This is a genomic window from Carboxydocella sp. ULO1 (assembly GCF_002049255.1).
Taxonomy (GTDB): Bacteria; Bacillota.
Genome location: NZ_BDLQ01000009.1, coordinates 49,088 through 71,151, shown reverse-complemented (window position 1 = coordinate 71,151; position 22,064 = coordinate 49,088). Strand labels below are relative to the sequence as shown.

Genomic DNA, 22,064 nt, shown 5'->3' with positions numbered 1-22,064 from the left:
AATGCCAATTTTGGAATGTCCTTATTGTCCTGGAGGCATGGTTTATAAAGGAGAAAAAGAGTAGGCATTGCGGCTTACTCGTTTAAGTCGCCCGAAGGGCGAATTTGTTCATTGACAAGGAGGTTGATGCTATGAATTTTCAGGACATGATCCTGGCCCTCAATAAGTTCTGGGCCGAACAGAACTGCATCATTCAGCAGCCCTATGATGTGGAAAAGGGTGCTGGTACTATGAATCCTGCTACTTTTTTGCGGGCATTAGGACCTGAACCCTGGAATGTGGCTTATGTGGAACCTTCCCGGCGGCCCACGGACGGTCGCTATGGGGAAAACCCCAATCGTCTGCAACATTATTATCAGTATCAGGTGATCCTCAAACCCAGCCCTGATAATGTGCTGGATATCTATCTGGACAGTTTGCGGGCTATTGGCATTGATCCAGCCCAGCATGATATCCGCTTTGTGGAGGACAACTGGGAAAGTCCCACCCTGGGAGCCTGGGGTCTGGGCTGGGAAGTCTGGCTGGATGGCATGGAAGTAACCCAGTTTACCTACTTCCAGCAGTGTGGCGGGATTGATTGCCGTCCAGTTTGCGCAGAGATTACTTATGGTTTGGAACGCCTGGCTATGTTTATTCAGAAAAAGGACAATGTCTTTGACATCGAATGGGTAAATGGCATCACCTACGGCGATGTCCATCATCAGGGCGAAGTGGAACATTCCCATTATAACTTTGAAATCGCAGATACCGACATGCTCTTCCGCCTTTTCGATATGTATGAACAGGAAGCCAAACGGGTGCTGGAGGCCGGGTTTGTCCTGCCTGCCTATGACTATGTCCTCAAGTGTTCTCATACCTTTAACCTGCTGGATGCCCGGGGGGCTATCAGTGTTACCGAGCGGACCGGTTACATCGCCCGGGTGCGCAACCTGGCCCGTCTCAGCGCTCAGGCTTATATTGAACAGAGAGAGCGGCTGGGCTATCCTTTGTTAAAACAGGCAAAACAGGAGGGATAAGGGAATGGCCAAAGAGTTTTTACTGGAAATTGGTACCGAAGAAATACCGGCCAAATTCTTGCCCGGAGCCATCAAACAGCTGGAAGAACTGGCCCAAAAGGCACTGGATAAAGAGAAATTAACTTATGAGCAAATCCGGGTCTGGGCCACACCGCGTCGGCTGGTGTTGAATATCACCGGTCTGCCGGAAAAACAGGCCGATGTGACCGAAGAAGTGAAAGGGCCGGCAAAAAAAGCGGCTTTTGATGCTGAGGGCAAGCCCACGAAAGCAGTGGAAGGTTTTGCCCGCAGTCAGGGAGTAGCCCTGGCTGATCTGCTGATCAAAGAAGTGAACGGGGTGGAGTATGTTTTTGCCCGCAAGGAAATCAAAGGGCGCAGTACCGCTGAGGTGATGACTGAACTTGCCCCTACCTTCATCAGTGGCCTTTCTTTCCCCAAGCCCATGCGCTGGGCCCATTATGATTTTCGTTTTGCCCGGCCTATCCGCTGGCTGTTCTGTCTGCTGGATGACCAGGTGCTGGAATTTAAGCTGGAAAACCTGGTGAGTGGCCGCCTGACTTATGGCCACCGGGTGCTGGGTCCAGGCCCCTTCACTGTCAACCATGCTTCTGAATACCGCCAATTGCTGCTGGAAAAAGGCTATGTCATGGTGGACCAGGAAGAACGGCGGCGCCAGGTCTGGCAGCAGATTCAGGACCTGGCCGCCCGGGAAGGGGGGCAGGTGGAAGAGGATGCGGACTTGCTGGAAGAAATCATTTACCTGCTGGAATATCCCACTGCCCTGTGCGGCAGCTTTGAGGCGGAATTTTTGCAACTGCCTGATGAAGTCATCATCACTCCCATGAAAGAACACCAGCGCTACTTCCCGGTCCGGGACCAGCAGGGCAGATTGCTGAACAAATTCATCACCGTCCGCAATGGTACAGCCGATTACATCGAGATCGTGCGGGAGGGCAATGAAAAGGTGCTGCGGGCCCGGCTGGCTGATGCCCGGTTCTTCTATGAGGAGGACCAGAAGCAGCCCCTGGCTGCCTATCTGCCCAGACTGGATAAAATCGTGTTCCAGGAAAACCTGGGGACACTGGGGGAAAAGGTGCAGCGCATTCAGAACCTGACCTCCTACCTGGCGGAGACCTTGCAGGTAGTGGCGGAGGAAAAGGAAATTGCCGCTCGCACAGCCCGGCTGGCCAAGGCGGACCTGGTCACCAGCATGGTTTATGAGTTCCCTGAACTGCAGGGCATTATGGGTCGCTATTATGCCCGCCTGTCAGGCGAACGGGAAGAAGTGGCGCAGGCCATTTTCGAGCACTATTTACCCCGTTTTGCCGGGGATATGCTGCCTGCCAGCGTAGCCGGGGCTCTGGTCAGCATTGCTGACAAACTGGATACCATCGTAGGGTGCTTTGCAGTGGGCATTCAGCCTACCGGTTCTCAGGATCCCTACGCCCTGCGGCGGCAGGCTCTGGGTATCTGCCATATCCTGCTCCAGCGGGGCTGGCATCTGGATTTACCGGCAGCTATCAACAGGACTTATGCTGCTATTGCTGACAAGCCTGGCCTCAAGCTGGACCGGGAAAAAACCGTTGTGGAAGTAATGGAGTTTTTCCGCCTTCGCCTCCGTTATATCCTGATGGAAGATGAAGGCCTGGCCTATGATACAGTGGATGCTGTCCTGGCGGCCGGTTATGCTGACCTGACCGCTGCGGCTGAACGGGCCCGCGCTCTGGCCAAAGTCCGGCAGGAGGCGGATTTTGCTGATGTGCAGACAGCTTTTACCCGGGTGGTCAATCTGGCCAAAAAGGATGAAGGCGGGCAAGTAGTGAACGAGCTGTTGCAGGAACCGGCGGAGCAAGCGCTACTGGCTGCCTGGCAGGCTTTCCGGGAGGAAAGCGAGGAGCTCCTGCGGGCTGGACGCTATGAAGAGTGGTTCAAACAGGCTTCCCAGCTGCGGCCGGTGATTGACCGCTTCTTTACCGAGGTGATGGTCATGGCCAAAGAGGAGGATTTGCGCCGGGCCCGGCTGGCCCTGTTACGGGAACTGGCCGCTGATTTAAGTGCGGCTGCGGATTTGAGCAAACTGGCTTAAAAGGCAATCCCTGTCCTATTGGGGCAGGGATTTTTTTGTGCAAGCATGGCATGGGCGAGAGCCGAAGGTGTTTACGATGCAAAGCAAAAATTCATATAAACATATGATTGGCAAAATTATGTAGTTAATTTTATAATTTTTGCTAGAACACTCTATTTATAACAAAACCTGGAGAGATTAAAATGTCTAACCAAACGGAGAATCATCAGGATTACCCTGGTCAGAATCTTATCTCAAATCATGTTAAGGATACTAAGAAGAACTTGATTAAGCCTATAATCAAAGTCGAACGACTTACCCAGAAATTCACAATGGGCCAGGAAGAGATATACGCTGTTAATGATATTTGCTTAGAGATCAATCCTGGTGAGTTTATAGCTTTGGTGGGTCCCTCGGGGTCCGGTAAGTCGACTTTGCTAAATCTATTGGGAGGACTGATACGGCCTACTTCCGGCAAAGTTACCATTGGTGACCGTGAAATTACCCAGCTATCAGAAGATGCTCTCGCCCTGTTAAGACGGAAACATATTGGCTTTGTATTTCAATCCTTTAATCTGATTCATACATTAACGGCGCTGGAAAATGTAGAAAGGCCTATGTTGTTTGCAGGAGTTCCCAAAAACAAGCGCCACCTGAAAGCAAAACGTTTGTTAGAATTAACTGGTTTAAGCAACAGGGAAAACCACAAGCCCAACGAACTTAGCGGGGGGCAGCAGCAAAGAGTTAGTATTGCCAGGGCATTGGCCAACGATCCGGAGATCCTTCTGGCCGATGAACCGACGGGTAACCTGGACTCCAAAACAAGCCAGGAAATTATTCAATTACTAAACAGGTTAAACCGTGAGAATCAAAAAACGATTGTTCTGGTTACTCATGATCCTAACATCGCTGCTTATGGGGACAGGGTTATTCACTTTCGAGACGGTAGAATCGAAAAAATTGCTTACGGCAGCAAAAGCCGTAGATTTCAGGACGGTGTCAGGGAATGAAGTTGCATTATGTAAAAACGATAACTGTCTTTGTGATATTATTGTTGATTCTGTCGACTTTTCCACCAGGAACTTCTGCCGCATATCCTTATCCTAAGCTGATTATAACTTCAGTGAGCACCCGACCTTCAAATATAGAGGCCGGGGAATCTTTTGATGCCACTTTATTCATTAAAAACATCGGTGACAAGCCTGCAAGAAATGTCAGAATCCTGATTAACAAGGGAAGTGTATTGAGTCCCTTTTCCTCTTTCAAATCTGGGAACATCGTCTATCTTACTTTGCCAGGTAATGAAATTAAAAGTAATGAAGAAGTTTCCCAGCAAATTAAACTTGGATCAAGCGCTACCGCCGGCGCAGGAGTTAATAATCTTTATATAACCATTGAGTACGAGGACGAGAACGGGCAACAACTTAACACCGAACAGGTTATTGGAATCCCTTTAGAAAAACCGGAAGAAAAAAGGGTATACGAACCAAAACTGGTCATCTCCAGGGTCCAAACTTTTCCCGGGGCCGTAGAAGCTGGTCAAAACGTGGTACTGACTCTTGATGTTACCAATTTTGGATTAGAAGATGCAAAAAGCATCAAGGTAACTGTCAACTCAGTGGAAGGTTCCAATGGTTTGACTGTCTTTTCGCCGGTAAACAGAAGCAATTCGGTTTATATAAATTATCTTGAAGATGGAAAAAGCAAGACGGAGTCTCTCGAGTTTGCTGTAAGTCCCAAAGCAGAACCTAAAATGTATAATATTTCAGTAAATTTGGAATATCAGGGGATCGACGGGCGGGAATACAGAACAACTGAAGTGGTTGGTGTTACAGTAACTAAAAACGGAAAACTTTCTCATGAAGAAGGCAAACCGCAACTTTCAGTAACCTCTTACAATTTGAGCAAATCACCTGTCGGGGCTGGAGAGAATTTTGATCTTACTTTGGAAATTACCAACTTTACCAAGTTTTCTGCGCAAAATGTAAAAGTTACAATGGAAAATATGGGTGCAGATGAAAATACTTTTTCCACCGTAGCCTCAGGTAATACTGTCTTTGTCAATCAGGTAGATGGGTTCTCAGCAATAACAAAAAGGATTAAGTTGGCAATCAGCAAGAAAGCAGCCAGCGGAAGACATAATATTGCCTTAACTATTGACTATCAGGATGAGTCAGGAAACCAGTACCAGTCGAAAGAATTTATCGGCGTTCCTGTGGTAAACCAGGAAGAAAACCGGTCCATCACACAGCCGAAGGTATTGATCGTAGGTACCCGGCTTACGTCTCCGAAAGTAGAGGCAGGTAAACTATTTGAAATCGAATTTCATGTACAAAACATTGGGGGGGATGTGGCACAGAACATTGCTCTGACCTTAAATAATGTTCAGGGTGAGCAAGGTCTATTGGTTTTTGCTCCCGTTGACAGCAGCAATACCTTGTTTATTAATCGATTGGGACCTCATCAGACCCGCACAGTTAAACAGAAAATGTTTGCCGGTGGAGAAGCGAAGTCTAAAGTGTATAACCTTGTGGTCAATGTGGAGTACCAGGACAAAGAGGGGAAAGCATTGTCCCATCAGGAGGTTATTGGAATTCCGGTTATCCAGGATCAAAGTTTACAGATCATGAGTTTTGATTATCCTCAAAAGATAAAACCAGGTCAGGAGTTCAAGATTTACTCTGACTTCATCAATATAGGCAAACAGCCAATTGAAAACTTACTTATCACTTTTACCGGTAATTTTGAAGTAGATTATCCCACTTATTATCTTGGGAAGTTCGATGTAGGAAGTAGTGATATATATGAGACTACTGCTAGATTAGATAAGCCCGGAGTCTATTCAGGAAATATAACTTTTTCCTATACTAACGACTATGGCCAGCAAACAACTATTGTTAAACCGGTGACCATCGAAGTAGAAAAACCACCGGAAAAACCGGCGGTTAGCAAAACTAAAAATGAAGGTGGTTTTTGGTCGTGGATCAAAAATTTCATTTTGGCAATTTTTGGATTAGGTGAATAAGATGAATAAATTAGACCTGCTGAGAATTGTTTGGACAAACCTCCTGAGGATGAAAGTCAGGACTGCCCTAACTACATTCGGTGTTGTGATTGGTACTTCAGCCATAGTGACTATGATTTCCATAGGGGCTGGTATGAAAAAAAATATTACGGAACAACTGGGAAATATGGGGTCTGCTACTGAACTCAGAGTTATGCCAAAATATGAGATTACTTCGTCCGATCAAAGTTTTGACCAGATGGAGCCTGTTGAACCATTAGATGATAAAGCCATTAAAAAAATTATTAAACTTCCGTATGTTAAAGATGTTACCCCCGATCTGTCAGTGTATGGTATAGAACTGAAGGTCGGAAGGTATTCGTCTAAAGTTATTATAAAAGGAGTGGAACCCAGTTACTCGCAAAAAGTTATGCAGATTTATAAAGGACGGTCTTTTCGGCAGGGGGATAAAAACGTAGTTATTGTTGGTTACAAGTTAGGACAAGCTCTTCAGGAGGAAACAAAGGGAACGGAAAATGGCAAGAAACTTGGCAAAAAGAAAGAAAAAAAGGTATCGGATTTTCCCATACAAAATAGTGTTAACGAGCAGCAGGAAAAGATAGACCTCTATAGAAAGAGTTTAATTTTAAAAGCCGTTAAGACTGATAAGGATGGCCAAACTGAGGAAAAAACGATAAGAGTCAATGTTGTAGGGGTTCTGGTAGAAACAGGGCAGCAAGAAGATGTAAGCGTATTTGTACCATTAGGAATGGCTAAGAACTTAAAAATGTGGAAAGAGGGTAGGCAAGGGGAAAAAATGTCATATGAATTAGTTAAAGTACAAATAGACTCGCCCCAAAACATAGAACAGGCGCAAAAAGAAATCGAAGGATTAGGATTCTCAATTTTTTCGCTTAAACAAATGTTGGGTACAGTAAACAAGATTTTTGGAATTATTGAGGTATTCCTGGGCGGAATTGGTTCTATATCTTTATTTGTAGCATCCTTTGGAATTATCAATACCATGATTATGTCAATTTATGAAAGGACTAGAGAGATCGGCATTATGAAAGTTGTTGGTGCTACAGTTAAAGATATAAAAATGATATTCCTATTTGAAGCAGGAACGATTGGATTTCTGGGTGGGATAATTGGGTTAGGTTTTGGTTGGACAGCTTCTAAGATAATAAACGTGCTTGCTAACTTGTATTTAAGAAAGGGGGCCACGGAAACGATTGAACTGGTTTATGTACCGCTATGGTTGGCTATATTTTCACTAGGCTTTTCAACATTAGTCGGACTATTGGCGGGACTCTACCCGGCAGTAAGGGCAGCAAAGTTAAGTCCGTTAGAAGCAATTAGGCAACTTTGATTTAATTAACGACCTATTTTAAAAGACAATCATCTTTAACGGATTTGTGTTACAAATTACGTTTATTAATACCATTCTTGGGAAAAGGTCAAGTAGTTTTATTAATAAGGTGTATATCTGAGGGTTAACTCTTTAAAAAAACGGAGAAATTAAAAGTTTATTGAGATTTCTATGTCAAAAGGTGTAATTATAAATTAGTTTAATCGAAGTATATATTATATGAAATGGGATATAATGGCATAAATTATTAAATATAATCTTTAATGAAAAATTTTGTTTTTAAAATCTATATTTTTAGGCCATTGAACTGTGTTAAGCCCTTCTGCTAGGAAAATCCAAATGGTTACGGTTTTTCCAGATAGCAAAGTGATTCTAACCCAGATATTTGCTAAAGCCCGATACAGCTTCAAGATGAGTTTTAACCTAGGTCTCGCTTTTTCCACTATGATCGGTTTACTTTCGGGGCTATATCCGGCCATTAGGGCAGTACGACTAAAGCCTCTTGAAGCAATAAAAAAAGGCTGACCTGCAGAAAAGTAAAATTACGAGCTGGAGGATAATATGGAAAGCACAGTTTCAAACCTTAACCAGAATAATCCCGAGACGAAGAAATTTGTTTACTATACTTTTATAACTAATCCCAAAGCTTTTTTCATACAACTGACCGAATCCCCCCGGTTTCTCATGCCATTTTTGTCAATTACCCTGACTCAACTTATCTTTGCTTTTACCATGCTTCCAGTTGTGCAAACACAATTAAAAAAGACTGATATCACTATAAGTGGTAATGCTGAAGTTATTTTCAGTGTTGTAGCTGTGTTCTCAAGTACGATAATGGGTTTATTTACATTTATTCTTGGTTGTCTAGTCTTTTTCTTTATAGGTAAAATTTTTCAACAAGAATTGCAATTAAGGTATGTGGTGTCTATGCTGGGTTTTGAACAAATCCCCAAAAATCTTAAGTTACTCCTGCTAGCAGGAAAGGTCAGCCAGACCGGTATAATTCCGGTTAAAAAGGGGCTAGCTTCAGTGATCAACACCGGTTCCCCGCTTCTGAATGCGTTCTATGGCAATATCGACCTGTTTAATCTATGGTCGTTGTTTTTGCTGGGAATTGTAATCCATGTACTGTTAAAAACGTCATGGAAAAAATCCTATCTACTTGTTGCCGGTTTTTTTGCCATTGAAGTGCTGGTTCAAAGTATCATGCCCGGTGTGCTTCCAAGGGTACCGAAATAACAAGTGTCATCGGAAAGGAGGTGATAAATATGCCAGAATTCGCGATGGTTCAAAATATTGGGGTAAGTTATTATACTGCTTGGCTAATTGCCGATGCAATAAATGCAGGGTTGTCTATTGCTACAATTATTGCAATTGTATCCGGGGTAGCTTCCTGGATTGGGGTTTTTTATTCTGCTATCAGGAAGAAGATCTGGGAACTAGGAATGAGTGCTGCAGTATTTTGGTAATAAACAGGGGGACATCCCCCTGTTTGTTAAATTAACAGAGGTCGAGTTGATTATGCGAAAGATTTGGATAGTGTTAAGAAACAGAAAGAACATATTAATTAACAAAATCCTCTACGGTAACGAAGCACACAAGAAGGATAAGAAACGGGTCTGGGTAAGCCTGATTCTACTTATTTTAGCTGGACTGATCCTGTTCATGATCTCGTTATTATTTTCTAACCTGTTATTAAGCATGATTCTAAATTACCTGAATAAAATTCCGGTCGGAACACAGATCCGCTGGTTAAGCTTGTTCTTGTTTTCTCTCACAGTGAGTACTGTTTTTAATAATTTAAAAAACGGAATAATCAGGTTTTTGCAGGCAGATGACTTTGCAAACTTACTCCTTGCACCACTTTCAGCCCGGGAAATTATACTCGCCAAGTTATTCGAACGTCATTACATAAACCTGGCGGGCTGGACAGTGTTTTTAGCATTACCAGTAGCTATTAACCTGGTATTAATGCTAAACCCGGCTACTGTAACCGTACTGGCAGGTACTCTGGCTATTTCCGGTATTTTTATCCTGGGTAATACCATAAGGGTTGCTGCAATTCTTCTCGTAATTAGGGCGAAAATCCTCCATAAGCAAATTATCGGTTACACCTTATTTTATTGGTTCGCTATGGGTCTGAACGTCATTTCATTGATTTATATTTTCCAGCCGTTTGCGAAAATAATCGATAACTCCAAATTCAGAACGCTGCTTGGGGCTATTGTGGAAAACCACTTTTATAAATTTATGGTCGAGGCGGTTTTAAACCCGATATTGCCGCACAATTGGCTTGCTTGGGCCGTAATAGAGGCAGGACAGCAAATGTATGCCTTGCCGTTCCTGAGGCTTACGGGATTTTATCTGCTTGTGGCTATCGTTGTTGTCCTCACAAGGCACCTGATGAAAGACATTGAGAGGGAGGCTTTGTTTGGACTGTTTTACGAGTTTAATCAACCGAAGTCTGGAATTAAGCTGGAAAGGTTCAGCGCACGGCTAAAAAGTAGTTTATCCTGGGTTAATCCACAAACCCGGGCTATCCTGGTTAAAGATTTCCGCAGCTTAATCCGCGACCGGAAGTTCACCTGGATACCTGTACTGGTTATGGTGCTGTTGGGATTTGCAATGTCAACGGGAGTATTTGCTTTTGTTCAAAGCAAGGCAACAGGCATAAAAATTAATCGGGATGCTTTAGCAACCCTACTAGTTATATTTGGGGCAAATCTGACGGTTTTTGCGTTGTTGGACAGGTTTTCCATAGATTCAGAGGGGAACAATTTTTTAGTTCTGAAAGCTTCACCTGTCAGGGCGGTCAGGATAATTAGCGCTAAAATTCTTTGTATCGTGCTGGTTGCTTTACCTGTAACTGTATTAATGAACATAATCGTTACCCTCTTCTTTCACAGTTTAACCGGCTTTGTATTATTAGGTGCAATGGCTGCCGTACCAACACTGGCAACAATGGGCATTACTGCTACTACCACCTTCCCCAATTTTGAATACACCTCACTGCTTGATTTGCCAACTACCAAAGCGAAAATACTAATGAACTTCCTGGCTACCGTTTACATATTTTTGGGTGGAGGAATCCTCTTCTACTTTAAAAGTCCGTATGTTGGCCTGGGGTTATTTATATTACTGAGTTTGGCTCTGACAGTTGTCTTTTTTTCGGCCTGCTGCCGGAAAGTTGAGGAGAATCAATTTGAAAACTCTCATTCCATTGGGGAAATATGGAGTTAAGACAGGAGTGTGGCTAGATGCTGGAGGTTAAAGGGCTGACTAAAAAATACGGAAATGAGTTGGTTGTGGAAAATCTCAGCTTTAGGGTAAATACAGGTGAGATTTTCGGGTTATTGGGTCCCAATGGTGCAGGAAAGACCACAACTCTTAAGATGATCACCGGACTGGTTAAGCCTGACGAAGGCATTATTACTGTATGCGGTTTTGACAATATAACCAACCCGGTGGAAATGAAGAAACAAATTGGCTTTATTCCGGACGATTTAAACCTGTACGATTACCTTACCGGTAGAGAATATGTAGAATTCATGGCCGACCTTTGGGAGATCCCCTCTGAAGAATGCTTGGAATGTACCGAAAAGCTTTTGCCTTTGCTAAATCTAGAATACAAGTTTGACCATTTTATTAAGACATATTCTAAAGGAATGCAGCAAAAAATCGCCTTGCTGGGGGCTTTAGTCCATAAGCCCAAGATATTGATTCTCGATGAGCCTTTAACCGGACTCGATCCGGAAAGCAGTAAATTAATTAAGGACTACCTAAAGGGCTATGTCCGGGAAGGAAATTGCATTATTTTCAGCACCCATATCCTGGAGGTTGCCGAAAAGTTGTGTGATCGGCTCCTAATTATAAACAAGGGCCGTGTCGTTGGCCTTGGGACACTATCCCAGCTTCGAGAAACCGCACGTGCGGGAAACAACAGTTTAGAAGACATCTTCCTCAAATTGACCCGCAGTTCTGAGGACAAAGGTAATAATTACAACCAATAGTTGTAGTTATTATAAATTCTCATCAGTAGAGGGAGGTGAAGAATATGTTTGATCTGGTAAGCACCGGAATTGCATCCTATGGTGTAGCTACTAAGTTAATCCAGCTGATAAATGCCGGGCATGATACGGCTACTATTATTGCTATTCTAGCCGGCATCTTCGGTGGTATCGGGGCTTTGGGTGTCCTGACAATTGAGATTGTCAAGCGAATGCTGTGGCGCCAAGGAGCAAAGGAAGTTATTATGTGGTAAAACTGATTGAGCAGGGGATCTTCCCCCCTGCTCAAAAATCTAAATTCAGGGAGGAGAATTATGGTTGATAGGCTTAGAACACTCATTTCCTGCTGTTATCCGGAACTGCTGTTCGCATTTTTTATTTATGGAGCAGGCGGGATAATTGGTGTAGTCCTCAGTTCAGAAATCGCCGCCGAGCCTAGCCGGTTTGTCCCGCTCCAACGATTTGATCCTTATTATGAAGCCTATCCCATAATAAAGAATAATCTAAAAGGGATTATATATTTAATTTCCGGCCTCCTTTCATTTGGAGTTTCAACCGCAATTATTTTGGTTTATAATGGAGTTACACTAGGGGATGGAATTGTCGCCAGTCTACAAGTTATGCCGGCATCGGATGTTTTTTTGAGACTGGTTCCTCACGGTCTGATAGAGATTGCCGGGATAATGCTCGGGTCTGCAGCAGGGTTTCAGTCACTTATATGTCTGCTTGCGTCCCTTCGGGGCAAGGAAGTCAAGCTTGATATATATCTCAGGAAATTTTGCGGACTGTTGTTTTTATCAATTTCCTTAATAGTTTTGGCAGGCTTTATAGAAGCGTATATTACTGTAATATTTATAAACCAGGGGTGACATCTTTGAAAGAACTTAAATTTACCGATATTTTGGCAGTAGTTAGTAGTTTGTTTATTATTGTTTTTTGGTTGCAGATGTACTTCTCTACTAAAAAAAAGTACTATTTATTAATATGTATAATTGTAATGATAGCAGAATATTATACCTTCACCTCTTTCGGGATTACCTGGAAGGGATTGGTGAACTATTTCAGAGATCTTTTTCGGCATGTGCCCTCCTGATTCCGCAATTTTTCTCGGTCAGAAATAGCTATATTGCCAACAAATAATTGCGGGCTAACCCCCTAATTTTGGATACATACTTTTAAATTCTCAAGTTTTCTTTGGTTTTTCTCTCAACTGAATTCCTATTTTAGCCAATTCCTCAATTCCGTCAAGGGTAAAGGCTTCGCCCTTGCTACGCTCACCCTTGACTCCATTTCCGAATTGGCTATTCATTAGTTGCGGTTGAGAGGAAAATTTTATAAAATCACTTACTACTTTGTAGGCTTCGGCATATGTTTGGAACTCATACAAGCTTAGGCATTCTGCTTCTAGAATGCTATGAAATGCCTCTATGTGTGCATTCATGTTCGGTGTTCTATTGCGAATACGTTCATGTTCGATTTTCAGGCTCTGACATTTTTTCTGGAAAATACGAGATTTGAATTGTGGACCATTATCTGTTCTGATCACAGGTTTAATTTCTTCCTCAAGTAGTTTTCGCTTCCATAATGCCTGTTCCAGTGTTCTGGCAGCGTCTACGCCTTCGCATTTCAGACCAATATGGTAACCGACGATCGACCTATCATATACATCAATATATGACAGACTAAAGAAAAATCTTTTTTCAGCCGCTATAGAGCCATATTTCAAATCTGTTTCCCATAACTGGTTTGAATTATTTATAGTACGGTTCCTAGCTGGGATAATTGGGTTTTATTTACCTTTGCGGACGTAGAATGCCCGGTTGCTTACATAAACGATAAACCTTCTTTTTATTGATGATCAGTCCGAGAGTTTTCCGTAATGCCATGGTCAATTTGACATAACCATAGGCAAAGCCCTCATTTTCTATAAACTGTAATAACCATTTTTTATTTCTTCATCACTTATCTTAGTCTTTTGTTCATCACAAGAATACCCAGGCACAGGACGTCCCCCACTTGCTCTCCTCTGGGCATATTGTCTCTTTAGCTGATAATAGTAAGTTGACCTGGATACCCCAACGATACGCAATACTTTGACTGCTGGGTACCCTAGATTAATCCATTTTTTGGCTACTTCAATCTTGTCAGCAAGTGAGGGTTTTTCTTTTTTACTAAATCACGAAGAATAGCTATTTCCAGGTCTTTTTCACCAAGAAGTTTCTTTAGCTGCTCATTTTCCTCAGTAAGCTGCTTGTAATCAGGATAAATTTCATTAATAGTTGAATGTTCCACAGGTAAAGATTGATGTTTGCCCTGTTTGTATTCTCTTACCCAGCGGCTGACCATATTAGGATTCAGTTCGTGCCTTCTTGCTACTATGGCATTATTTCCAGTTTCCAGCGCTTCCTTAATGACTTGATTCTTAAATTTAGCGGTATATTTTCTGCGTATCATAAAATCGCCCCCTAACATTATTTTAACTCTTAAGAGTCCTAGTGTCCAAATGAGTTAGGGGGCTAAAAAGCAAAAAATAATAATCTATTTAATCTAATAAGTATTTTTAATTTTGGTTGGGTATAGATTAATACTTAGATTTATAGCATAATTTTGAAAAAGAATCTTTTTGTGACAAATAACGACAGGATTTTTTGTGGTTTAGTGATAAAATAGAGATGTACTCTTCATTCATTAGTAACAGTTAACAGGGGAAGGGTGGGTAGCGAATTGAACAAAAACGGCTGGAAAGGAAGGTACTCTCAATTTATATCTGAGCTGAAACCACCTGATTTGGTTGATTTTTTGCATGAGTTTGGGGTAACAGAGGATGAATTAAAGAATTTCGACATTGAGTGTGCAAAATTCGGTCTAACTCCTAACGTCAATTACCCCAGGCATATTCTGCCATTGGCAGACGTAGTTAAACTAAAAAGGACACAACGGGATTATCTGAAAGCAGCTTTGCCTGTTCTGAAGGAAGTGTACAGAATCCTTCCAGCAGGATTTGTCTGTTTTCTTACTGATGCCCGGGGAATAAATCTTTACACCATAGCCCGCAACCGGAAAGAGTATCTAGGTAAAGGCTTGCGGCAGGGCACCGATTTTCGGCTTTACAGTGCAGGAACCAATGCCATTGCCCTTTCTCTCAACCTGAAAAGGACAGTTATCTTGCTGGGTCCACAACATTACCTGAAAGATGTGTTTGGGAACATCTGGTGTGCTGCGGGCCTGATTTTTTTACCTAACGGTGAAGTACTCTGGGCCTTTGATGTTTCAGCACCGAACGAGAATGATTTGAGGCTTGCCGTTATGGTAGTCAGTTTAATCTGCAATAGACTGCAGCAGGTAGTAGCGAAGGTGTGGTATGAGAAAGAGAGGAACAACATGCTTTCCTTGCTGGCACAGAAATTGGCCCAGGGGTCGCTGAGTTCACGAGAAATAGAAATTATACCACTTTTGACCAGTGAGCAGTCTTATGCCGAAATTGCCAGGAAATTACATCTGTCCCAGGGAACGATAAACACTTATATTTCCCGGATCTACCAGAAACTAGAGGTTTCGGGTCGAATGGAGCTTACGATAAAGCTTCTAAGGGAATTAGAAAAATCGAGGTCCACATTGGATTTATTTCAGCAATACCAGCAGAAAGCAGTTGTGCTAGCCACCGATGATTCGTAACATAGTGTTTGGGAAGCAATTTGTTTTCCGGGTGGCAAAAAGCTCTCATTCTTGCAGGAATGGGAGCTTTTGTTTTGAATATGATAGAGATAGATTAAAGCTGCAGTGTACTGGGAGGGTTTGTTTATGTACAAGCAGTATAAGCGCTGGGGAGTTATCGGGCTGATTATTTTACTGCTGTTTACGGGAATTTACGGGTTTTTAACTCATCCGTCTCGACTTCTTGCGGAACAAACACCGGCAGATTATGGACTAAAAGATGATCCCGGACTGGCTATTGTAGTTGAACTGGTCAAGAATGGCTATAATGTGTTGGTGTTTGATTTTCGCCATAGCGGACAAGCGGAAGGGGAAATAACTTCTGTTGGCCAGTATGAAGCTAATTATCTGCTGGTGAAAGGATGGTTTTCAAATGGAAGTAAGAAAAATATATAAAGTGGGGAACAGCTATGTTATTTCAATTCCAAAACAAGTTATTAAGTTACTGAATCTTAAAGTGGGAGACCAAATTTTGTTTAAATGGCAACAGGACCAGGTAATACTTACACCGATAGGCAAAAAAAGCAAGATTGAGGTTATTCGTCGAATTGCTGGTTGTCTGGCAAACCAGGAAGAACTGGTTCAGGATTTATTAAAAGTAAGGGAACTGGAAACAGACCGGGAAGAAACAAACTTTAAGTAAATTTTAATCAAATATTACTGTGATGAAAAACACATTTCCTTTCGTCAATCACCACAGTTTAATTCCGAGTAAAACGGTAAACTATAATCAGAAGGGCGATGACGAAAGGAGAATGTAAAATGAGCGAACTGATCGATAATGGCAAAGAAAAACGCCAGCAGCTCAAGGAAATCATCCTGGCCCTGCATGCTGGCAAAGATCCTGAGGTGTTGAAAAGGGAGTTTAAACATCTCCTGGAGAAAGTAGGAGCCAGCGAAGTAGGGGCCCTGGAACAGGAACTGATCGCTTCCGGCGAATTGAGTGAACAGGAAGTAAAGCGGTTATGTGATGTCCATGCTGCCCTGTTCCAGGAGGGATTGGAGAAGCAAGGGCGGCCAGAGGAGGAGCCGGGCCACCCGGTACACACCTTCAAGCTGGAAAACCGGGCCATTGAACAGGTTGTGGCTGAAGAGCGAAAAATTATTGACCGCCTGGCTACAGCAGAGCCCGAAGAGCTGAAGGAACTGCTGGCAGAGTGGCGACAGGTTCACAGCAGTTTAATGGAGATCGAAAAGCATTACAGCCGCAAGGAAAACATAGTTTTCCCCTATTTGGAGCAACATGGCATTTCCGGGCCTTCCAAGGTAATGTGGGCTGTTCATGATGATATCCGGGCTCTGCTCAAACAAGTCCGTCAGTTTTTAGCCAGCCCGCCGGCAGAACAGGAAGAAATAGTAGCTTTTGCCCGGAAGGTAGCCGTACCCGCTCTGGAAGCAGTAGTCAGCATGATTTTTAAAGAAGAAAATATCCTCTTTCCTATGTGTCTGGACAAATTCACTCCGGCTCAGTGGCAGGCCATTCATGACCAGAGTGATGAAATCGGTTACACTTTGGTTAAACCAGCACAAAAATGGCGGGCAGCGGGGCTTGATGTCGCGGCAACTCAGGCGGAAGGCCAGGTTGCGGCGACAGGGAAGTTAAAAGTCGGTGTGGGGGAGTTGACTTTAGAAGAAATTACCCTCATATTCAACCACCTGCCGGTGGATATTACCTTCGTAGATAGAGATGATGTAGTGCGTTACTTCTCCCAGGGCCCGGAACGCATTTTTGCCCGTACTCCCGCTATTATCGGGCGCAGGGTGCAGAACTGCCATCCGCCTGACAGTGTGCATATAGTGGAGAAAATTCTGGACGATTTCAAGCACGGTCGGCGCAATAAAGCCGAGTTCTGGTTGCCTTTCAATGGCATGTATGTTTACATTACCTATTTTGCAGTGCGCAATGAGAAGGGCGAATATGCTGGTACCCTGGAAGTAACCCAGAATATCAAGCCTTTGCAGGCCATTAGTGGTGAAAAGCGGATACTGGATGAAAATTAAATAAGACTACAATTTAGCCCTCGTTCAACTGGAATGAGGGCTTGCTTTTTTACCACTATGTTGTCACTGAACAAAAGTTGTCGAAAAAACCATAAATTTGCAGGAAAAAGTTTAGCAGTGAAGAATATATAAAATAAGATTGCAACTTATTGAACGAATTTGGCTGGCGGAAAGGCAGCGGGTATGGAAATCCAGAGAGGAGAGAATGGAAGTGAGTTACTGGACAATCAAAAGAAAATTGCTTGTCACATTCTTTAGCTTATTAGCGGTAGCGATCATACTCAGTATAAGCAGCTTTATCAATATGCGTAAAATGCATGAGATCTATGGTGAAATAATTAGACAGGATATGCCAGCTGCGCTAACTGTCGCGGAACTTCGGGGGGATGAATTAAATTTGCGCGGACTGGTCAGAGCCTACATGCTCTATGGGAACGAGGATTATGCCAGTCAGTTTACGGAGATGCAAAAGGAATGGGATGTAACAGCTGGCAGATTGGAAAAAGCGCTTGTTTCTCAAGCGGAAATTCAGAAACTCGAGCAGTTGAGAGCTGAACATAAAGCCTATGTGACGATCTGTCAGGAAATCATCAGTGCTTTTCGCAATGGCAATAAACAGAAGGGTATGGAACTGGCCCAAAAGGCTTTACCCCACGCCAAAGCCTATGATCAGATTAGCAGTGAATTGATTGGGCTGATTGAGCAAGAAGTGAAGAGGGCAGTGGACTCAGCTCAGCAAACTTCAATTCAGGCCAATCTTATCAATATTTTTATTACCCTGGTCGGTCTGGTCCTGGGTCTGCTGACTGCCTGGCGCATGGCTAATAAACTCTCCCGGCCTGTGGTTGAACTGGCTGCCACTACCGAGCTGGTAGCTCAAGGGGACCTGGCAGTTAAAATTCCGGAAGTGCAAACTGAAGATGAAATCAAGATTCTGTCCGGCAGTTTCACCACAATGGTAGAAAACCTGCGGCGATTGCTGGGCAATTTGCAGGACTCAGCCCAGCAGGTAGCAGCAACTGCCCAGCAACTGAATGCAGCAGCAGAAGCGGGAGTGTCGGTTTCCACCCAGGTTGCCCGCTCCATAACGGAGCTGGCAGCAGCTAACAATCAGCAGTGTGCTACTGCCGGAAACGCAGCGGTAATGATGGAACAGCTGAACAATGCTATCGACCAGATTGCCCGGGGGGCTCAGGAACAGGCACTGAACGTTACGCAAATGGCGGAAATGATTAATCAGATGGTCAAGGGGGTAGAAGAGGCCAGTCAGAACACGGCCCAGGTGGCCCAGGTAGCTACCCGCACGACAGAAGTGGCAGAAGCCGGGGGAAGGGCGGTAGAAGAAACCATCCGGGGGATGCACCGGATTCGCAATGTGGTGCTGGAATCGGCAGAAAAAATCCGGGAGCTGGGGCATTACTCCGAGCAAATCGGCCAGATTATCCAGGTGATCGACGAGATTGCTGAACAGACCAACTTGCTGGCATTAAATGCAGCCATTGAGGCAGCGCGGGCCGGGGAACACGGCAAAGGCTTTGCTGTGGTGGCAGATGAGGTGCGGAAGCTGGCGGAACGCTCCAGCAAAGCTACCAAGGAAATCGCCAATCTGGTCAATACTATTCAGAGGGGCACTGCCCAGGCTGTAACAGCCATGGAAAGTGGAACCGAAGAGGTGGAAAATGGCGTGCAGCTGGCTGATGCCGCTGAGAAAGCCCTCAGGGAAATTATCACCATGATTGAGCAGGCCAATGAACAAATGCAAAATCTGTCTGCCGTAATTGAACAGATTTCGGCCGGGACAGGGGAAGTGTTGAAAGCGGTAGACAGCGTGGCTGCAATTACCGAAGAAAACAGCGCCGCTGCTGAGGAAATGGCGGCTTCCAGTGAACAGGTGCGGGATGCCATCGGTCAGGTACTGAGTAGCTGTGAGATCAGCTCCGGGAATAGTGAAGAAATCAGCGCTTCTACAGAAGAGCTGAATGCTACTTCCGAACAGATCAGCAATGCAGCCCAAAATTTAGCTCAACTGGCCAGTCAGTTACAGAGCTTAACGACCAAATTTAAATTATAGAATAGTTTGACAACTCAGCAGGAAAAATTCCCTCTCCGTAGAATATATACGGTTGAAATCATCGGGAGGGGAGTGATTTGAGTGGCTGCCAATTTAATCGATGGCAAAGCCATTGCCGCTACCATCAGGGAGGAAGTGGCGGCGGAGGTCAGCAAATTGAAAGAAGAAGGGATTAGCCCCAAGCTGGCGGTAGTGCTGGTGGGAGATGATCCGGCATCGGTGGTCTATGCCAACTCCAAGAAAAATGCCGGGACCAAACTGGGATTTGAATTTGAACTTTTCCATCTGCCCGGCTCCACCCAGGAAGAAGAGGTTATCGCGCTGATTGAAAAACTCAACGGGGATGAAACGGTCCACGGTATCATGGTGGAACTGCCCTTGCCCAAACACATCAGCAAGGAGCGGGTGATGAAAACCGTTTCTCCTTTAAAGGATGTAGATGGGGTACATCCCATCAACCGGGGCTACATACTGAGCGGGGAGGAGGGCCTCTTTCCTGCCACTCCGGAAAGCTGTATTGAGGTGATTAAGCGCTCTGGCCTGCCGATTGCCGGTAAACATGCGGTAATCGTGGGTCGGGGTGAAACAGTGGGTAAACCCCTGGTGTTCATGATTCTGAAGGAAAATGCTACGGTTACTGTATGCCATAGCCGTACCCCTGATCTGGCCTATCACACCCGCCAGGCGGACATTCTCATCGCCGCTGTGGGTAAGGCCAAAATGATCAAGGCTGATATGATCAAGCCAGGAGCAGTGGTAGTAGATGCCGGGATCAATGAAATCGATGGTGGCATCTGCGGGGATGTGGACTTTGAAGCAGCAAAAGAAGTAGCTGGCTGGATTACACCCGTACCCGGTGGCGTGGGTAGCCTTACCACAGCTCTGATTTACCGGAATGTGCTGAAAGGCATTCGCCTGCAGCGCCAGCAACAATAAAGGGGGTACTGGTTGGATGAGTCACGTTTTTGACCTTTCTGTGCGCGAATTTTTGAAAGTAGCTGCTTCTGACAGCCCAACCCCAGGGGGTGGCAGTGTCTCAGCCCTGGTAGGCAGTCTGGCAGCATCCATGGTTTCAATGGTGGCCAATTTGACGGTAGGCAAGGAAAAATACAAGGATGTAGAGCCGGAAGTTAAAGAAATTCTGCAGGAAATTCAAGCAGTAATGGCTCGCATGGAAGAACTGACTGCTCAGGATATTAAGGAATTCGGCAACTTCATGGAAGTATTGAAAATGCCCAAAAACACTGAAGAAGAAAAAGCCCTGCGGGCAGCCAAAATGCAGGAAGCTCTCAAAAACGCTACTGACACGCCGCTGGAAATCGCCCGGGTTTGCTTAAAGGCTCTGGAGCTGGCCGACCGTTTGAGTGGAATTGGCAACAAGGGAGCTATCAGCGATGTGGGAGTAGGGGCTTATGTGGCGGAAGCGGCTTTAAATGCTGTTTTACTCAGCGTGGACATCAATTTGCCCATGATCAAGGATGAGGCCTATGTTGCCCAGGCCAAAGCCGAACGGGATCAGCTGGTGGCCCGGGCCCGGGAACTAAAGGAAAAAGCGGTGGCAGTGGTACAGAGCCGTCTGGCCTAGGTCAATAGAGCTGGGACATTTCCTCCAGCAGCTGCTGGGCCCAGCGGGTAAAATAGCCGGTTTTCAGCACTTGCTGGCAGTGGAAAAGGCATTTTTCCACTGCCTTCTGTTTTGTCAAAACCTGATCAGAATAGAGCTGGGCCAGATTGGCATGAATGTGGGCCAGATCTGCCTGTAAGCCCTGCTTTTCCGCCAGCTGCCAGGCATAGTGCAGGATGAACTCACAGAAATCCCAGTGTCCATGGGGGAGAGCATTGGCTGCTGTAACCCAGAGAAACTGGCAGGGGCGGCGCAGGGTTTGGGTGTAGACAGGGTCGGCAAAGCCATAACTTAGCAGCAATTGCTTGTGTTCGGGGAGCAGGGAAAAGTAAAAAGGCAGTAATCCCAGCCGTTTCAGGTGGCGTAAATACATGGTTTGGCCTCCTTATGCGGATAAATCAGGGATATCCTGCCCTTTTTCCCGTTCTTTTATTCCTTTTCCCAGGCGGCACAGGGGCCAACGGAACATTTGCCACAGACATCACAGAGGCCAAGGTGAGTGAACCGGGCTGCTACCTCCAGTAGACGACTATAGCATTTTTGCTTGTCCAGCCCCGTTGCGGTCAAGGCACCGACTGGACAGACCCGCCAGCAATAGCCACAATCAAGACAGGGCTCTGGTGGCGGTGCCGGGGGCAGCTGGGTTGACAGCCAGTCGGGAGGGGCATCAGTCACCAGACTGCCAAAGCGCCCGGCACAGCCAGCTGCCGTGATGGCCTGCTGGTGGCGGCCAAAGACAGCCAGACCGGCGGCAACTGCCAGGCTTTTGTGGGACCAGGGAGCAGTCAAGGTCTTTTCATCAAAATTATGGGTAGCCGGTTGCCAGGCAGCATGATAACCTGCCTGTTCCAGCCAGTGAGCAATGGCCTGGTTAAATTGGCCGATTACCTGATTGGTCCGAACATAATATTCTGCCCAGAGGGGAGCGGTATCAGGTTGCTGGCGATTGGCAGCAATCACTTCTGGCGGGAAAGGTAGAAAATAAATGAGAATAGTCCGGGCTGAAGCCAGCAAATCTACGGGTTGAAGGTGATAGGGTAGATGATGATAAAGCTCTCCTAGCCCGGGATCGTCAACGGGCAGGAGGGCGAAAAGAGGAGGTCGGTAGAAACTGGCCCAGGGAGAAAAGAGGGTAGCTAAACTCATGTGAAAGCCTCCTTGCGTTGCTGTTTTTTACTATATTATAATTA

General features: G+C 45.0%; 23 protein-coding genes. 18 read left to right on the top strand and 5 right to left on the bottom strand.

Features of this window, described 5'->3' with window-relative positions; translation table 11 throughout:
- The first annotated feature begins 131 nt into the window (after nucleotides 1–131).
- The 11 genes from glyQ (at nucleotide 132) to ULO1_RS02365 (ending at nucleotide 12,333) form a co-directional block, all read left to right on the top strand.
- Nucleotides 132–1,016, top strand: coding sequence for a glycine--tRNA ligase subunit alpha (glyQ, locus tag ULO1_RS02420; RefSeq protein WP_078664998.1), 885 nt, complete (start codon nucleotides 132–134; stop codon nucleotides 1,014–1,016).
- Nucleotides 1,017–1,020: 4 nt separating this feature from the next.
- Complete coding sequence (glyS, locus tag ULO1_RS02415) at nucleotides 1,021–3,102, top strand: glycine--tRNA ligase subunit beta (RefSeq protein ID WP_079932919.1); 2,082 nt, start codon at nucleotides 1,021–1,023, stop codon at nucleotides 3,100–3,102.
- A gap of 182 nt (nucleotides 3,103–3,284) precedes the next feature.
- Complete coding sequence (locus tag ULO1_RS02410) at nucleotides 3,285–4,091, top strand: ABC transporter ATP-binding protein (protein WP_242947892.1); 807 nt, start codon at nucleotides 3,285–3,287, stop codon at nucleotides 4,089–4,091.
- Nucleotides 4,088–6,106, top strand: coding sequence for a COG1361 S-layer family protein (locus tag ULO1_RS02405; protein WP_079932918.1), 2,019 nt, complete (start codon nucleotides 4,088–4,090; stop codon nucleotides 6,104–6,106). The genes ULO1_RS02410 and ULO1_RS02405 overlap by 4 nt, the downstream gene beginning before the upstream one ends.
- Before the next feature lies 1 nt (nucleotide 6,107).
- Nucleotides 6,108–7,457: an ABC transporter permease gene (locus ULO1_RS02400; RefSeq protein WP_079932917.1), complete on the top strand. Its 1,350-nt coding sequence runs from the start codon at nucleotides 6,108–6,110 to the stop codon at nucleotides 7,455–7,457.
- A 561-nt stretch (nucleotides 7,458–8,018) separates the two neighbouring features.
- Complete coding sequence (locus ULO1_RS02390; protein ID WP_079932915.1) at nucleotides 8,019–8,696, top strand: YIP1 family protein; 678 nt, start codon at nucleotides 8,019–8,021, stop codon at nucleotides 8,694–8,696.
- Between the two features lie 29 nt (nucleotides 8,697–8,725).
- Nucleotides 8,726–8,926, top strand: coding sequence for a hypothetical protein (locus ULO1_RS02385; RefSeq protein ID WP_079932914.1), 201 nt, complete (start codon nucleotides 8,726–8,728; stop codon nucleotides 8,924–8,926).
- Nucleotides 8,907–10,697 (top strand): hypothetical protein, encoded by a 1,791-nt coding sequence (locus ULO1_RS02380; protein WP_079932913.1) that lies wholly within the window; start codon nucleotides 8,907–8,909, stop codon nucleotides 10,695–10,697. The genes ULO1_RS02385 and ULO1_RS02380 overlap by 20 nt, the downstream gene beginning before the upstream one ends.
- A gap of 17 nt (nucleotides 10,698–10,714) precedes the next feature.
- Nucleotides 10,715–11,467: an ABC transporter ATP-binding protein gene (locus tag ULO1_RS02375; RefSeq protein WP_079932912.1), complete on the top strand. Its 753-nt coding sequence runs from the start codon at nucleotides 10,715–10,717 to the stop codon at nucleotides 11,465–11,467.
- Between the two features lie 44 nt (nucleotides 11,468–11,511).
- Nucleotides 11,512–11,718 carry an uberolysin/carnocyclin family circular bacteriocin gene (locus ULO1_RS02370; protein WP_079932911.1) on the top strand — a complete coding sequence of 69 codons (207 nt, stop codon included), beginning with the start codon at nucleotides 11,512–11,514 and terminating at the stop codon, nucleotides 11,716–11,718.
- A 60-nt stretch (nucleotides 11,719–11,778) separates the two neighbouring features.
- Nucleotides 11,779–12,333 carry a stage II sporulation protein M gene (locus ULO1_RS02365; RefSeq protein ID WP_079932910.1) on the top strand — a complete coding sequence of 185 codons (555 nt, stop codon included), beginning with the start codon at nucleotides 11,779–11,781 and terminating at the stop codon, nucleotides 12,331–12,333.
- Nucleotides 12,334–12,647: 314 nt separating this feature from the next.
- On the opposite strand, the gene ULO1_RS02355 is transcribed toward ULO1_RS02365, so the two are convergent.
- From ULO1_RS02355 to ULO1_RS02345, 3 genes are all read right to left on the bottom strand, one after another.
- Nucleotides 12,648–13,223, bottom strand: a complete 576-nt coding sequence (locus tag ULO1_RS02355; RefSeq protein WP_278308205.1) for a DDE-type integrase/transposase/recombinase — start codon at nucleotides 13,221–13,223, stop codon at nucleotides 12,648–12,650.
- A gap of 34 nt (nucleotides 13,224–13,257) precedes the next feature.
- Nucleotides 13,258–13,392: an IS3 family transposase gene (locus tag ULO1_RS15355; RefSeq protein ID WP_143325399.1), complete on the bottom strand. Its 135-nt coding sequence runs from the start codon at nucleotides 13,390–13,392 to the stop codon at nucleotides 13,258–13,260.
- 202 nt (nucleotides 13,393–13,594) lie between these two features.
- The gene (locus ULO1_RS02345) at nucleotides 13,595–13,918 is read right to left on the bottom strand and encodes a transposase (RefSeq protein ID WP_079932906.1); all 324 of its coding nucleotides are present in this window, start codon (nucleotides 13,916–13,918) and stop codon (nucleotides 13,595–13,597) included.
- A gap of 270 nt (nucleotides 13,919–14,188) precedes the next feature.
- Between ULO1_RS02345 and ULO1_RS02340 the strand changes: the two genes are divergently transcribed.
- From ULO1_RS02340 to ULO1_RS02310, 7 genes are all read left to right on the top strand, one after another.
- Nucleotides 14,189–15,139, top strand: a complete 951-nt coding sequence (locus ULO1_RS02340; protein ID WP_079932905.1) for a LuxR family transcriptional regulator — start codon at nucleotides 14,189–14,191, stop codon at nucleotides 15,137–15,139.
- 126 nt (nucleotides 15,140–15,265) lie between these two features.
- Nucleotides 15,266–15,574 carry a hypothetical protein gene (locus tag ULO1_RS02335; protein WP_079932904.1) on the top strand — a complete coding sequence of 103 codons (309 nt, stop codon included), beginning with the start codon at nucleotides 15,266–15,268 and terminating at the stop codon, nucleotides 15,572–15,574.
- On the top strand, nucleotides 15,552–15,821 hold the full coding sequence (locus tag ULO1_RS15290) for an AbrB/MazE/SpoVT family DNA-binding domain-containing protein (RefSeq protein WP_079932903.1): 270 nt from the start codon (nucleotides 15,552–15,554) through the stop codon (nucleotides 15,819–15,821). The genes ULO1_RS02335 and ULO1_RS15290 overlap by 23 nt, the downstream gene beginning before the upstream one ends.
- 119 nt (nucleotides 15,822–15,940) lie before the next feature.
- On the top strand, nucleotides 15,941–17,179 hold the full coding sequence (locus ULO1_RS02325) for a DUF438 domain-containing protein (protein ID WP_079906985.1): 1,239 nt from the start codon (nucleotides 15,941–15,943) through the stop codon (nucleotides 17,177–17,179).
- Between the two features lie 211 nt (nucleotides 17,180–17,390).
- Nucleotides 17,391–19,250 carry a methyl-accepting chemotaxis protein gene (locus tag ULO1_RS02320; protein WP_159446815.1) on the top strand — a complete coding sequence of 620 codons (1,860 nt, stop codon included), beginning with the start codon at nucleotides 17,391–17,393 and terminating at the stop codon, nucleotides 19,248–19,250.
- Nucleotides 19,251–19,331: 81 nt separating this feature from the next.
- Nucleotides 19,332–20,186 (top strand): bifunctional 5,10-methylenetetrahydrofolate dehydrogenase/5,10-methenyltetrahydrofolate cyclohydrolase, encoded by an 855-nt coding sequence (locus ULO1_RS02315; RefSeq protein ID WP_078665004.1) that lies wholly within the window; start codon nucleotides 19,332–19,334, stop codon nucleotides 20,184–20,186.
- A 16-nt stretch (nucleotides 20,187–20,202) separates the two neighbouring features.
- Nucleotides 20,203–20,835: a cyclodeaminase/cyclohydrolase family protein gene (locus tag ULO1_RS02310; RefSeq protein ID WP_079932901.1), complete on the top strand. Its 633-nt coding sequence runs from the start codon at nucleotides 20,203–20,205 to the stop codon at nucleotides 20,833–20,835.
- Between the two features lies 1 nt (nucleotide 20,836).
- Here ULO1_RS02310 and ULO1_RS02305 read toward each other — a convergent pair whose 3' ends face one another.
- Both ULO1_RS02305 and ULO1_RS02300 read right to left on the bottom strand, forming a co-directional pair.
- Nucleotides 20,837–21,247, bottom strand: coding sequence for a hypothetical protein (locus tag ULO1_RS02305; protein ID WP_079906989.1), 411 nt, complete (start codon nucleotides 21,245–21,247; stop codon nucleotides 20,837–20,839).
- Between the two features lie 56 nt (nucleotides 21,248–21,303).
- Complete coding sequence (locus ULO1_RS02300; protein WP_078665007.1) at nucleotides 21,304–22,020, bottom strand: 4Fe-4S binding protein; 717 nt, start codon at nucleotides 22,018–22,020, stop codon at nucleotides 21,304–21,306.
- Between the last annotated feature and the right edge of the window lie 44 nt (nucleotides 22,021–22,064).